General features: G+C 67.0%; 12 protein-coding genes. 8 read left to right on the top strand and 4 right to left on the bottom strand.

The genetic code is table 11. The features are described 5' to 3' along the window. The first annotated feature begins 20 nt into the window (after positions 1-20). Positions 21-824, top strand: coding sequence for a 4-hydroxy-2-oxoheptanedioate aldolase (hpaI, locus tag AC1D1Y_RS13470; protein ID WP_477682768.1), 804 nt, complete (start codon positions 21-23; stop codon positions 822-824). An 18-nt stretch (positions 825-842) separates the two neighbouring features. On the opposite strand, the gene amaB is transcribed toward hpaI, so the two are convergent. Genes amaB through AC1D1Y_RS13455 form a run of 3 tightly spaced genes read right to left on the bottom strand, consistent with a single transcriptional unit; the run spans position 843 to position 4,627 of the window. Beyond that, positions 843-2,354, bottom strand: coding sequence for an L-piperidine-6-carboxylate dehydrogenase (gene amaB / locus AC1D1Y_RS13465; protein WP_477682767.1), 1,512 nt, complete (start codon positions 2,352-2,354; stop codon positions 843-845). Positions 2,355-2,384: 30 nt separating this feature from the next. Beyond that, positions 2,385-3,602 carry an aminotransferase-like domain-containing protein gene (locus AC1D1Y_RS13460; protein WP_477682766.1) on the bottom strand — a complete coding sequence of 406 codons (1,218 nt, stop codon included), beginning with the start codon at positions 3,600-3,602 and terminating at the stop codon, positions 2,385-2,387. Then, positions 3,599-4,627 (bottom strand): 2-oxoadipate dioxygenase/decarboxylase family protein, encoded by a 1,029-nt coding sequence (locus tag AC1D1Y_RS13455; RefSeq protein WP_477682765.1) that lies wholly within the window; start codon positions 4,625-4,627, stop codon positions 3,599-3,601. Before AC1D1Y_RS13455 ends, AC1D1Y_RS13460 begins: the two co-directional genes overlap by 4 nt. A gap of 99 nt (positions 4,628-4,726) precedes the next feature. On the opposite strand from AC1D1Y_RS13455, the gene AC1D1Y_RS13450 reads away from it, so the two are divergent. Further along, positions 4,727-5,632 carry a LysR family transcriptional regulator gene (locus AC1D1Y_RS13450; RefSeq protein WP_477682764.1) on the top strand — a complete coding sequence of 302 codons (906 nt, stop codon included), beginning with the start codon at positions 4,727-4,729 and terminating at the stop codon, positions 5,630-5,632. 4 nt (positions 5,633-5,636) lie between these two features. Here AC1D1Y_RS13450 and AC1D1Y_RS13445 read toward each other — a convergent pair whose 3' ends face one another. After that, positions 5,637-6,458, bottom strand: coding sequence for an IclR family transcriptional regulator (locus tag AC1D1Y_RS13445; RefSeq protein ID WP_477682763.1), 822 nt, complete (start codon positions 6,456-6,458; stop codon positions 5,637-5,639). 208 nt (positions 6,459-6,666) lie between these two features. Here AC1D1Y_RS13445 and AC1D1Y_RS13440 point away from each other — a divergent pair, with 208 nt between their 5' ends. The 6 genes from AC1D1Y_RS13440 to AC1D1Y_RS13415 are packed head-to-tail and all read left to right on the top strand — an operon-like array spanning position 6,667 to position 12,291. Then, positions 6,667-7,737, top strand: coding sequence for an ABC transporter ATP-binding protein (locus AC1D1Y_RS13440; RefSeq protein ID WP_477682762.1), 1,071 nt, complete (start codon positions 6,667-6,669; stop codon positions 7,735-7,737). After that, on the top strand, positions 7,734-8,624 hold the full coding sequence (locus tag AC1D1Y_RS13435; RefSeq protein ID WP_477682761.1) for an ABC transporter permease: 891 nt from the start codon (positions 7,734-7,736) through the stop codon (positions 8,622-8,624). Before AC1D1Y_RS13440 ends, AC1D1Y_RS13435 begins: the two co-directional genes overlap by 4 nt. Positions 8,625-8,634: 10 nt before the next feature. Continuing rightward, complete coding sequence (locus tag AC1D1Y_RS13430; protein ID WP_413329086.1) at positions 8,635-9,429, top strand: ABC transporter permease; 795 nt, start codon at positions 8,635-8,637, stop codon at positions 9,427-9,429. Continuing rightward, complete coding sequence (locus AC1D1Y_RS13425; RefSeq protein ID WP_477682760.1) at positions 9,426-9,758, top strand: (2Fe-2S)-binding protein; 333 nt, start codon at positions 9,426-9,428, stop codon at positions 9,756-9,758. The genes AC1D1Y_RS13430 and AC1D1Y_RS13425 overlap by 4 nt, the downstream gene beginning before the upstream one ends. Next, positions 9,755-11,137 carry an FAD/NAD(P)-dependent oxidoreductase gene (locus AC1D1Y_RS13420; protein WP_477682759.1) on the top strand — a complete coding sequence of 461 codons (1,383 nt, stop codon included), beginning with the start codon at positions 9,755-9,757 and terminating at the stop codon, positions 11,135-11,137. The genes AC1D1Y_RS13425 and AC1D1Y_RS13420 overlap by 4 nt, the downstream gene beginning before the upstream one ends. Further along, entirely contained in the window at positions 11,134-12,291 is a 1,158-nt protein-coding gene (locus AC1D1Y_RS13415) for an NAD(P)/FAD-dependent oxidoreductase (protein ID WP_477682758.1), read from the top strand. The genes AC1D1Y_RS13420 and AC1D1Y_RS13415 overlap by 4 nt, the downstream gene beginning before the upstream one ends. The last annotated feature ends 22 nt before the right edge of the window (positions 12,292-12,313 follow it).

The raw sequence follows: 12,313 nt of genomic DNA, 5'->3' as shown, positions 1-12,313 counted from the left end.
CTGGACCCAACACTTGCGCCATGCCCGCCAATAATTCCTTCAAAACCGCTCTCGCCGCCCGCCGGCCCCAAGTCGGCCTGTGGCTTTCCATGGCCGATCCCTACCTTGCCGAGGTCAGCGCCACGGCCGGCTTCGATTGGCTGCTGATCGACGGCGAGCATGCGCCCAACGATTTGCGCAGCACGCTGGCTTCGCTCCAGGCTGTGGCGCCCTACCGCGCGCAGCCCGTGGTGCGCGCAGTGGCCGGCGAAGTGCCGCTGATCAAGCAGTTGCTGGACATAGGCGCACAAAACCTGCTGATCCCCATGGTCGACACGGCCGAACAGGCGCAGGCCATGGTCAGCGCCACACGTTATCCGCCGCTGGGTATTCGCGGGGTCGGCAGCGCCGTGGGGCGTGCTTCGCGCTGGAGCGCGCGCACCGACTACCTCGACACGGCCGACAGCGAGGTCTGCCTGCTGGTGCAGGCGGAAACCGTGACCGCCCTGGGCAACCTGGAAGCCATTTGTGCGGTGGAGGGGGTGGACGGTGTTTTCATCGGCCCCGCCGACCTGGCCGCCTCCATGGGCCACCGCGGAAAACCCGGCCATCCCGAGGTTCAGGCCGCGATCGAGCAGGCCATGAAAACCATCATCGCCTCGGGCAAGGCGGCCGGCACGCTGACCTCGGACCCGGCGCTGGCCAGGCGTTACCTCGCGCTGGGCTGCACTTTTGTGGCCGTCGGCGTTGACGTCCTGGTCTATGCCAACGCCGCCAGGCGCCTGGCGGCAGACCTTGTGCCCTCCGGCGCCGCGCAGCCGGCAGCACCCGGCGCGGCCTACTGACGCCGGCCTTCTCGGGCCCTAGATCTCGAAGCGGATACCCTGCGCCAGCGGCAGGCTGGAGCCGTAGTTGACGGTGTTGGTGGCCCGGCGCATATAGGCCTTCCACGAATCGGAGCCCGACTCGCGTCCGCCGCCGGTTTCTTTCTCGCCGCCGAAGGCTCCGCCGATTTCGGCACCGCTGGTGCCGATGTTGACGTTGGCGATGCCGCAATCGGAGCCGCGCGCCGAGGTGAAGATTTCGGCCTCGCGCAGGTCCTGCGTGAAGACGGCCGACGACAGGCCGTGCACCACGGCGTTGTTCATCGCGATGGCGTCCTCGAAGTTGTCATAGGGCACGACGTAGAGGATGGGCGCGAAGGTTTCGTGCAGCATGGGGCCGGCTTGTTCCTTCAATTCCACGATGGCGGGGCGCACATAGTGGGCCGAGCCTTCGCCGGGCTGCTTGTCGCCGAAATGCACCGTGGCGCCCAGCTTCTTCGCTTCACCCAGCGCCGACTGCATGGCTTCAAATGCGCGGCCGTCGATCAGCGGGCCGACCAGCGTGCCATCTTTGAGCGGGTTGCCGATGGGCAGGCGTTCAAAAACAGCGACCAGGCGTTTGACGAGCTCCGGGTAAATGGAGCGGTGCACGACCAGGCGGCGCAGGCTGGTGCAACGCTGGCCGGCGGTACCCGCCGCCGCAAAGGCCGCACCGCGCACCACGAGTTCCAGGTTGGCCGAAGGGCAGACGATGGCCGCGTTGTTGCCGCCGAGCTCCAGCAGCGAGCGTTTGAACAGGCCAGCGCAGGCGATGGCCACGTTCTTGCCCATGGCGGTGGAACCGGTGGCGCTGACCAGCTTGACGTGCGGGTGATTGACCAGTGCTTCACCGGTGGCGCGCTCACCGATCAGCAATTCGCTGAGGCCTTGCGTGGCCAGCCCCAGCTCTTTGGCGGTCTGCAGCAGCAGGCCGTTGAGCGCGATGGCCGACAGCGGTGTTTTTTCCGACGGCTTCCAGGCCAGGGTGTTGCCGCAGACCAGCGCCAGCGCGGCGTTCCAGGCGAACACCGCCATCGGGAAGTTGAAGGCCGAGATAATGCCGACCACGCCCACGGGGTGCCAGGTTTCCAGCAGCTTGTGGTCGGGGCGCTCGCTGGCAATCGTCAGGCCGTAGAGCTGGCGCGACAGGCCGACCGCGAATTCGCAGATGTCGATGACCTCCTGTACTTCGCCCAGGCCTTCCTGCAAAATTTTTCCGGTCTCCAGCGAGATCAGCTGGCCCAGTTCGGCCTTGTGGCGGCGTACGGTTTCACCGAAGGCGCGCACCAGTTCGCCGCGCTTGGGCGCGGGCACGTTGCGCCACTCGAGAAAACGCTGGTGCGTGGCGTTGAGCGCGCTGTCCACCTCGGCCGCGCTGTGCACGGCCACACGGGCCAGCTGGCTGCCGTCGATGGGCGTGGCCACCGTGATGGCCGAGGGCGCCTTGCTGGCCAGCTCGGCACTCAGGCCCAGGGCCTTGAAGAGGGATGAAACGTCGTTGGCGTGACTCATGATGAAGTCCTTTCGTGGTGTGTCTTGAAATCAGTGTTGGGTGGCGAGTTCTCGCAGGCCGCGGCCCAGGCGTTCAGCGCCTTGCCGCAGCGCGTCCGGCGTGGGGTTGGCAAAACTCAGGCGCAGCCAGGGCTGTGCGCTGTTGCCGATGCTGAAGGCGGCGCCCGGCACCACCAGCACCTGGTGCTGAAGGCCGAAGTCCATCCAGGCCTGCGTGGGCAGCAAGGGCAGGGCAGCGTTGAGTTTTGCCCAAATGAACATGCCGCCCTGCGGCTTGTCAAACTCCAGAAGGCCGTTGCAATGCGTGCGCAGCGCCTGGTCCAGCGTTGCGCCTTTTGCGGCATAGGCCGGGCGCAGATCCGCCAGGTGCAGTGCCAGGCGCCCGGAGGCCAGCATGGCCGCCAGCGTCAGCTGCTCCAGCGAACCGCTGTGCACGTCGGCTGCTTGCTTGGCCAGCACCACGCCGCGTGCGATCTCGGCCGGCGCCAGCAGCACGCCCAGGCGCAAGGCCGGCGCGACGACCTTGGAGTAGCTGGTCATATAGGCGACCTGCGCGGGCGAGCCGGCCTGCTGGTTCAGTTGCGCGAGCGAAGGCGGCGGCGCTTCCTCAAACCAGAGTTCGCCATAGGGATCGTCTTCGATGAGTGTCACGCCGTACTGCGAAGCCAGTTCCAGCAGGCGCAGCCGGCGTGCCAGCGGCATCACGGCACCGGTCGGGTTGGCGAAATTGGGGACGACGTAGAGCACGCGCGGGCGGTCGGCCTGCAGGATGGGTTCGAGTTTGTCGATGTCCATGCCTTGCGCGTCGGTCGGCACTTCGACGAGGCGCGCGCCCGCGAAACGGAAGGCCTGCAGCGCCGCCGGGTAGTTGAAGGATTCCACCGCCACGCCTTCGCCGGGTTCAACCAGCACGCGCGCGAGCAGGTCAATGGCCTGTTGCGAGCCGGTGGTGATGAGCACGCCGTCGGCTTGCGCCGCCAGGCCGCGCTGTTGCAGCAGCGCCGCGCTGGCTTCGCGCAGCGCGGCCAGGCCTTCGGTGGCGCCGTATTGCAGGCTGCGGCCTTGCAGCCGGCCGGCCACTTCCAGCAGCGACTCGCGCAGCCAGTCGGCCGGCAGCAGTGCCGGGTCGGGGTGGCCGCCGGCCAGCGAAATCATGCCCTCGCGGCCGGCCAGCGCCAGCATGGCGCGTATCGGCGAGCCGCTGGCCTGCGCGTACAGCGGGCGCAGTGCCCCGCGTACGTCTGTCATGCGCGGGCGGCCGTCATGCCGAAAATGCCGGTGGCATTGCCGGCGTCAAAGGCCAGGTCCAGGCGCGGCTGCACCGGGTCGTTGGCCGCGCCGGCGGTGTGCAGTTCGTCGCGCGTAATGAATTCGTAAAACGAGCCGGGCACTTCACGCGAGACGCGGCCCTCGGTCGTGATGAAGTCGCGCTGCACGCCGGCGGCGCGAAAGGCCGTTTGTCGCACGCGGCCGCTGGCCGAGACCTCGACCTTGTCCTTGATGGGCCGGCCCAGTGCGCGCTGGCGTTCAGCCACCGCGTCCACGTCGTCCACCCGGTCGGTCGCATGGTTGAAGGCATTGCCTTCGGTGGAAATCCAGGCCATCTCGGCCGATTCGGCCAGCAGCAGTTCGTAGTCGTCCATCGCGAACACACCGTGCTGGCGATCAAAGCACTGCAGCAATTGCGGCAGCAGGCGCAGCGCTTGCGCCAGCGGCAAAACGCCGTCGCGCGTGAGCTGCTCGAGGTCGGCGATGTCCTGCGGCCCCAACGGGTCGCGCGAACTGGCCAGCACGCGCGTGACGGCCGACTGGAAGGGCGCGGAGAACTGCTCGGGGTGCAGTTCGGAGACAAAAAACTGCGCGATCTCTTCGGGGAAATCGCGGTGGCTGTAAGCCCGGCCCGTCATCTTGAGGCGCGGCAGCGGGTAGGTGCCCTGCAATTCAAAACCCAGCGGGCGCAGCACACGCGTGAAGGCTGCCTCGCCGGCCGGCAGCGCGCCGCTGGGCCAGCGCACAGTGCGCAGGGCGCCGTGGTCGAACACCACCTTGCGCTGCTGGCCCACCACGTCGCTTGCGATGTAGTCCTGCCCGGCCGGCACGCGCTGCACCAGGCCGTGGAACAGAGCCATATTGAGCGCCTGGGCCAGTTCCGCGCGTGTCACGGTGCCGGAAGCGGCTTGCTGCAGTCCGGGATGAACGTACATCTGCTCATGGATTTCTTGAACAGCTTCGGATGGCAGGACAGCAGAGAGCAGTTTATGGAGGTGGGTCATTTGAGGCGTATTTTGTGCAGATGAAGGCCGGATTTTCGGCAATTACGGTATCCGGGGCAAAGGATGAATTTCGATGCATGCATGAGATATATTCATGTGATGCGCCGAAAAATTCCTTCCACCCAGGCCCTGCTGGCTTTTGAAGCGGCCGCCCACCGCGGCAGCTTTACCTTGGCGGCGCAAGACTTGTCGGTGAGCCAGAGTGCGGTCAGCCACCAGATCCTGGGGCTGGAGCAGGAGCTGGACGTGAGCCTGTTTCGCCGCCTGCCGCGCCAGCTCGAGCTGACCGACGCCGGCCGCTCGCTGCTGGCGCGCGTCAGTCCGGCGCTGGATTCGCTGGAGGCCGCGATGCTGGACCTGGTCTCGTCCAAAGGCGAGGGTGGCACGCTGGAGCTCGGCGTGGTGCCGACGTTTGCCACCAAGTGGCTGATCCCGCGCATGCCGTCTTTCCTGAAGGCACACCCGCATGTGACCTTGAACCTGGCGACGCGCCTGCAGCCTTTTGATTTCTCGCTGACGGGGCTGGATGCCGCCATCCATTACGGCCGGCCCGACTGGCCGGGCACCGAGTCCGAATACCTGATGGGCGAAGACAGCGTGGTGGTCTGCAGCCCGGCGCTCATCAAGAAGCGCCAACTCCGCAAGCCGGCCGACGTGCTGAAGTTCACCTTGATCCACCAGAGCACGCGCCCGAACGCCTGGCGCGACTGGTTCCAGCTGGCCGGCATCGCCGACACGCAAAGCGCAGCCACCGGCCCCAAATACGAACTCTTTTCCATGATCGCCCAGGCCGTCAAGGCCGGCCTGGGCCTCGCCGTGCTGCCGCGTTTCCTGGTGGCCGATGACATCGCCGACGGCACGCTGGCCGTGCCCTTTGATCTCGCGCTGAGTTCAGACTTCGCCTACTACCTGGTCTGGCCCTCGCAGAAAACCAGCTGGCGGCCATTGGTGCAGCTGCGCGAATGGTTACGCGACCAAGCCGCCGCACCAACTCCTAATTCCTGAGGCCTCAGGCCTTGTCGGCGGGGGCCAAACTCTGCGCCGGCCTTCTCAAAGTGCTGTCAAACGGATTGATCTGCGCGCCTATGGCCGCGGCCTCGCGTTTGAGCAATTCGACCACCGTGGGCAGGCGGTCCGGGCTCAGGCGTGAGGAAATTGTGCCGACGCTGAGGGCGGCGACGGCGCGGCCGTCGCGGTCCAGCACCGGCACGCCGACACCGGCCATGCCATCGAGCAGGTTGGTGTTGCGCCCGGCGTAGCCGAGTTCGCGTACACGCTCGATTTCGGTGCGCAGGTAGACCTCGTCGTAGACGCCGAACTCGCGCACGCGCGGCAGGTTGTAGCGGATTACTTCCTCGCGCTCGGTCTCGGGCAGGAAGGCCAGGATGGCCAGGCTGCCCTGGCCCATGCCCAGCGCCACGCGCCCGCCGATGTCGCCGGTGAAGGAACGTATCGGGAAGGGGCCCTCGCTGCGGTCCAGGCAGACCGCGTCAAAGCCGCTGCGCACCAGCAAAAAGATGGTGTCGCCGAGGCTGGCGCACAGGCGCAGCATGGACGGCCGGCACAGGCCGCGCAGGTCCATGGAATTGCCGGCTTGCGCGGCCAATGCGAAAAATTCGATGCTCAGCCGGTACAGCTTGGAGGCCGCGTCCTGCTCCACCACGCGCTCGGCCACCAGGCTTTTCAGGATGCGGTGGGTGGTTGCCTGGGTCAGGCCCGTGGCTTTGGCGACGTGGGTGATGCGCCCGCCCTTGGCCTGGGTCGCGGCCAGCGCCCGGATGATGGAAAAGGCGCGCTGCACGCTGCTGGAGCTATTGTCTTCGTCTTTCACGGCCTCTCCTTTGGCGGAATCGATTTGATAATAAGTGTATATAAATTCCGTTAAACGGAATAAATCAAATAAAGATATCTCTATACGGAATAACCTATTGACGATTTTTTCCTACATGCCATAGCATGAAGTCATCAAGGTGTCACCGTTTTGTACGTCGTTTGGTATGTGCGGCGCTGGCCACCCCCTTGTTGCAGAGGTGCTCCCCATGTCCTTTTTGACCCTGGCGAACGTGAACAAGTCCTATGGCGCGACCCGCGCCGTGGCCGACATGAACCTGTCGGTGGACAAGGGCGAATTCGTCTCGCTGCTGGGCCCGTCGGGCTGCGGCAAGACCACGACCCTGCAGATGATCGCGGGCTTTTGTGAGGTGACTTCCGGGCAGGTCACGCTGGACGGCCGCGACATCACGCATGCCAAACCCAATTCGCGCGGCCTGGGCATCGTGTTCCAGAGCTATGCGCTGTTTCCGCACATGAGCGTTTACGACAACGTGAGCTTCGGCCTGGAGATGCGGCGTGTCGACAAGCAGGAGCGCGCCGAACGCGTGAAAGCCGCGCTCGCGCTGGTGCATCTGGAGGCGCATGCCGGCCGCTACCCGCGCGAGCTTTCGGGCGGGCAGCGCCAGCGCGTGGCCCTGGCCCGAGCCCTGGTCATAGAGCCGCCCGTGCTGCTGCTGGATGAGCCGCTGTCCAACCTTGACGCCAAGCTACGCGAGGAAATGCAGTTCGAGCTGCGGCAGATCCAGCGCAAGGTCGGCACCACCACGGTGATGGTCACGCACGACCAGACCGAGGCCATGTCCATCAGCGACCGCGTGGTCGTCATGGAGGCCGGCCGCGTGACGCAGATCGACCAGCCGCACCGGCTCTATGAATATCCGCAGACCCGCTTCATCTCGAATTTTGTCGGCAAGGCCAATCTGCTGGAAGGCCGTGTGACGGCTGCCGGCCCCTGGGCCACGGTGAAGGTCGGTGGCAATGTGCCGCTGGAGGTCGAGGCGCCCGGCGTGTCCGAAGGCGACGCCGTGGTGCTGAGCCTGCGCCCCGAAAAAATCCGCCTGGTGCCCGAGGCCCAAGGCCGCATAGGCGGCACGGTCAATGAGCGTTTTTTCCTGGGTAGCCAGTGGCTGTACCAGGTGTCTACCGCCGCCGGTGAACTCGCGGTGGTCTGCCCCAACGACGGTAGTACGCCTGCGGAGGAGGGCGCCAACGTGGGCCTGGACTGGACCGCGCAGCAGGTGCGCCTGCTGCCCGGCGCGCAAGGGGCGCCGGCATGAACAGCGCCGCTTTGGTGCCGGCAGTTGCGCCGGCCCGGGCCAGCGCTTCGCGCGCGCCCTGGCTGCTGTCGGCGCCGGCCTTCACGTTGTTCGCCTGCCTGCTGCTGGTGCCGCTGGCGCTCACCGCCGTGCTGTCCTTCCAGGTTTTCGACCATGCCACCGGCGTCAAGAACAGTTTCACGCTGGCGCATTACGCCGCCGTGCTGACGGACGACTACTACCACGGCATCTTCTGGCGCACGCTGTGGATTTCGGCGCTGACCACGTTGATCTGCGTGCTCGTGGGCGCGCCCGAAGCCTATGTGCTGAGCCGCATGCGCAGCCCCTGGCGTTCCATTTTGTTGCTGGTGGTGCTGGCGCCGCTGCTGGTGTCGGTGGTGGTGCGCGCTTTCGGCTGGAGCATGCTGCTGGGCCCCGAGGGCGTGGTCAACCAGGCCATGCGCGCCGTGGGCCTGCCGTCCATGCGCATTCTCTATACCGAAGCGGCCGTGGTCATCGCGCTGGTGCACGTGATGCTGCCATTCATGGTGATCCCGGTGTGGACCTCGCTGCAAAAGCTGGACCCGGGCGTGGAAGACGCGGCGCTGTCGCTGCAGGCCTCGCACTTCACCACCTTGCGCCGCATCATCTTTCCGCAGGTGCTGCCGGGCATTTTGTCGGGCAGCCTGATCGTCTTCGGCCTGAGCGCCAGCGCCTTCGCGATCCCGGGCCTGCTGGGCGGGCGCCGCCTGAAGATGGTGGCCACCGTGGTCTATGACGAATACCTGCACGAGCTCAACTGGCCGCTGGGCGCGGCCATCGCGCTGACTTTGCTGCTGGCCAACCTGGCCATCATGCTGAGCTACAACCGCGTGCTCGAACGCTCTTATAAAAAGTCCTTGGGATAAGGAGCGCACCATGTCCAAAAACGGCCCCCTCGCGCTGCTTTTCAATGCGCTGGTCATCACCTTCATGCTGGCGCCGCTGGTCATCGTCTGTGTGGTGGCCTTCACCCCCGGCAACACGCTGGCCATTCCGACCACGGAGTTTTCGCTGCGCTGGTTCCGCGCGGTGTTCGCGCATTCGGACTTCGTGCAGTCCTTCAAGAACAGCCTCTGGTTGGCCGCGATTTCGGCCACGCTGGCAACCGTGCTGGCCGTCCCGGCCGGACTGGCGATCGCGCGCCACAGCTTTCCGGGCCGCGATTTCCTCAATGGCCTGTTCCTGTCGCCGTTGATCATTCCTCACCTGGTGCTGGGTGTCGCGCTGCTGCGCACCTTTTCGCTGATAGGCGCGACCGGCAGCTTCTTCTGGCTGGCGCTGGCGCACGTGGTCATCATCACGCCATACGTGCTGCGCCTGGTGCTGGCCTCGGTGGAGGGAAGCGACCGCAGCGCCGAGCAGGCGGCCCTGTCGCTGGGCGCAAGCCAGGCGACGGTGTTCACCCGCGTCACGCTACCCATGATTTTGCCCGGCGTCACCGGCGGCTGGCTGCTGGCCTTCATCAACAGCTTTGACGAAGTGACCATGTCCATCTTCGTCACCGCGCCCTCGACCGTGACCCTGCCGGTGCGCATGTATATGTACGCGACCGAGTCCATAGACCCGCTGATGGCCGCGGTCTCGGCGCTCATGGTGGCGCTGACGGCGGTGGCCATGCTGGTGCTGGACCGCATCTACGGCCTTGACAAGATTCTCGTGGGACACAAATGAAGCCATCCGCCGAAGACCCCGGCCTTGCCGAACCACGCGGGCCATTGCTCCAGAGACTGGCCGAAGGCGGCCGCAAGCCCGTGGGTTTTGTGCTCAACGGGCAGCCGCTGACGGCGCTGGCCGGCGACACCGTGCTGACGGCGGTGCTCACGCACAGCGCGCGCCTGCGCTTCAGCGAATTCAGCGGTGAGCCGCGCGCCGGCTTTTGCCTGATGGGCGCCTGCCAGGATTGCTGGGTAGCCACCGAATCGGGCAAGCGCCTGCGCGCCTGCGGTACTTTTATCGAAGAAGGCATGCGGCTGGTGACCGGCGCGGAGGGCCTGGCATGAGCGTGCAGCCCGTAATTGTGGGCGCCGGCCCGGCCGGCGTGCGCGCGGCCCAGGCGCTGGTGGCGCACGGCCTGCGTCCGGTGGTGGTGGACGAAGCGCCGCGCTGGGGCGGGCAGATCTATCGCCAGCCGCCCGCGGGTTTCACGCGGCCCAAAGAGGCGCTCTATGGTTTTGAAGCCGCGCGCGCCGATGCGCTGCACGGCGCCATGGCCGGCATCCTGGACAAAGTCGATTACCGACCCGACACCCTGGTCTGGAGCGCCGAAGGCGGCAAGCTCGATTTGCTGCGCCACGGCGCCATGAGCACCTTGCCCTACAGCCACCTCATCGTCGCCACCGGCGCGACGGACCGCGTTCTGCCTTTCCCCGGCTGGACCTTGCCCGGCGTCTACACATTGGGCGCCGCGCAGGTGGCGCTCAAATTCCAGGGCTGCGCGATCGGCTCGCGTGTGATCTTTGCCGGCACCGGGCCGCTGCTGTATTTGATCGCCTACCAGTATGCGAAGGCGGGCGCCAACGTTGTTGCAGTGCTCGATACGGCAGGTTTCGCGGGCAAGCTCGCCGCCGTGCCCGCCATGCTGCGCCAGCCGGCGCTGCTGGCCAAAGGCATGTATTACCTGGGCTGGCTGCGCGCGCATGGGATCGCGGTGCACCAGGGCGTGGAGTTGGTCCGCGCCGAAGGCGGCGATCGAGTGCAGTCCATGCACTGGCGCAAGGCCGGCCGTGAACACCAGATTGCTTGCGATAGTGTCGGCTTTGGCTACGCGCTGCGGTCCGAGACGCAGTTGGCCGACCTGCTGGGCTGCAGCTTTCGTTATGACGGCCTGCAGCGCGGCGCGCTGCCCGAGCGCGACGCCGTGGGGCGCTCCAGCGTGGCGGGCGTCTACCTGGCCGGCGACGGCGCAGGCATCATGGGCGCGGACGCCGCCGAGTGGGCCGGCGAACGCGCTGCCCTGGCGCTGCTCGCGGATACCGGGCACCGCATCGACCTCACACGCGCGGCCTGGCTGGAGCGGCAGCTGGCGCGCACCGCGGCTTTTCGCCAGGGGCTGGAGCGCGCCTTTCCGTTTCCGGTGCATTGGGCCGCCAGCGCACCCGACGAGCTTGTGGTCTGCCGCTGCGAGGAAATCACGGCGGGCGAGTTGCGCCGCTGCGTGGCCGACACCGGCGCGCGCGAGATGAACCGCCTCAAGGCCTTGACGCGGGTCGGCATGGGCCGATGCCAGGGGCGGACCTGCGGCGTGGCGGCGGCCGAGATCCTCGCGCAGGCTTGCACCTTGCAGCCCGATGCCGTGGGCCGGCTGCGCGGGCAGTCACCCATCAAGCCGCTGCCGTTTTCGGCCACGGCCGCACCGGCGCCGCAGCAGGAGGCCGCATGATGGAGCGCATCACCGCCGACGTGGCGATTGTGGGCGGCGGCATCATGGGCGCGTCGGCCGCGCTGTTTTTGCGCCGCATGGGCTTTTCGGTCGTGCTGCTGGAGCGCGACCTTTGCGGTTCGCGCTCCAGCGGCGTGAACTACGGCGGCGTGCGCCGCCAAGGCCGGCCGCTGAGCCAGCTGCCGCTGTCGCAGCGCGCGCAGGGCCTGTGGGCGCGCCTGCCCGAACTCATAGGCATAGATGGCGAATACGTCCAGTCCGGCCATCTCAAGATCGCGCGCAGCGAGGCCGACCTGGCTTCGCTTGAAAGCTACCGCGAGCGCACGCAGGGCTGGGGCATGGACTTGCAGATGTTGTCTACGCGCGCCCTGCGCGAGCGCTGCCCCTGGCTGGGCCGGGCCGCCGTCGGCGCCTCGCTGTGCCCCGGCGACGGCCAGGCCAATCCGCGCCTGGTGTCGCCGGCCTTCGCATTGGCCGCGCGCAACCTGGGCGCCCACATCCGCGAGCAGACCCGTGTGGACGAGGTCGCGCACGACGGCGAGCTGTTTGTGCTGCGCTCGGGCGAGGTGCTGGAAGTGCGCGCCAAACATTTGCTCAACTGCGCCGGCGCCTGGGCCGACCGCATTGCCGCGCAATTCGGCGAGACCGTGCCCATGGAGGCCGGCCACCCCGAGATGGCGGTGACCGAGCCGCTGCCTGTGTTCATGGACCTGAGCCTGGGCGTGGAGGGCGGCGGCGTCTACGCCCGGCAAGTGGCGCGCGGCAACTGCGTCATAGGCGGCGGCCGGGGTTATGCGCTGGACGAGCAGCGCGCCCGTGCGCAGCGCAGCGGCCTGTCCGGCCTGATGCAGCAGACCGTCGAGCTGCTGCCTGCGCTGAAAAACGCCCACATCATCCGCACCTGGAGCGGCACCGAGGGCTACCTGCCGGACCGACTGCCGGTGCTGGGCCCCAGCGCCACCACACCGGGCCTGATTCATGCATTCGGTTTTGCCGGCGGCGGCTTCCAGCTGGGGCCGGGTGTCGGCGCGGTGCTGGCCGACCTGGTCTGCGAAGGCCGCAGCGCCACGCCGATTGAAGCTTTTTCGATTCAACGTTTTCCTCCAAGCCCGAGTGCGGCAACCACCGGGCCTGCCTCTTCCGCCGTTGTCTAGCCATCTTCCTTTCACTGCCATT

This window comes from Polaromonas sp. P1_G1 (assembly GCF_056405595.1).
The sequence above is the reverse complement of the archived record's forward strand: the minus strand, read 5'-3'. Positions and strand labels throughout refer to the sequence as shown.

What these genes read in the sequence shown, in the direction of transcription:
- hpaI (WP_477682768.1), top strand. Translation starts at nt 21, where the DNA reads ATGCCCGCCAATAATTCCTTCAAAACCGCTCTCGCCGCCCGCCGGCCC.
- amaB (WP_477682767.1), bottom strand. Translation starts at nt 2,354, where the DNA reads ATGAGTCACGCCAACGACGTTTCATCCCTCTTCAAGGCCCTGGGCCTG.
- AC1D1Y_RS13460 (WP_477682766.1), bottom strand. Translation starts at nt 3,602, where the DNA reads ATGACAGACGTACGCGGGGCACTGCGCCCGCTGTACGCGCAGGCCAGC.
- AC1D1Y_RS13455 (WP_477682765.1), bottom strand. Translation starts at nt 4,627, where the DNA reads ATGACCCACCTCCATAAACTGCTCTCTGCTGTCCTGCCATCCGAAGCT.
- AC1D1Y_RS13450 (WP_477682764.1), top strand. Translation starts at nt 4,727, where the DNA reads ATGCGCCGAAAAATTCCTTCCACCCAGGCCCTGCTGGCTTTTGAAGCG.
- AC1D1Y_RS13440 (WP_477682762.1), top strand. Translation starts at nt 6,667, where the DNA reads ATGTCCTTTTTGACCCTGGCGAACGTGAACAAGTCCTATGGCGCGACC.
- AC1D1Y_RS13435 (WP_477682761.1), top strand. Translation starts at nt 7,734, where the DNA reads ATGAACAGCGCCGCTTTGGTGCCGGCAGTTGCGCCGGCCCGGGCCAGC.
- AC1D1Y_RS13430 (WP_413329086.1), top strand. Translation starts at nt 8,635, where the DNA reads ATGTCCAAAAACGGCCCCCTCGCGCTGCTTTTCAATGCGCTGGTCATC.
- AC1D1Y_RS13425 (WP_477682760.1), top strand. Translation starts at nt 9,426, where the DNA reads ATGAAGCCATCCGCCGAAGACCCCGGCCTTGCCGAACCACGCGGGCCA.
- AC1D1Y_RS13420 (WP_477682759.1), top strand. Translation starts at nt 9,755, where the DNA reads ATGAGCGTGCAGCCCGTAATTGTGGGCGCCGGCCCGGCCGGCGTGCGC.
- AC1D1Y_RS13415 (WP_477682758.1), top strand. Translation starts at nt 11,134, where the DNA reads ATGATGGAGCGCATCACCGCCGACGTGGCGATTGTGGGCGGCGGCATC.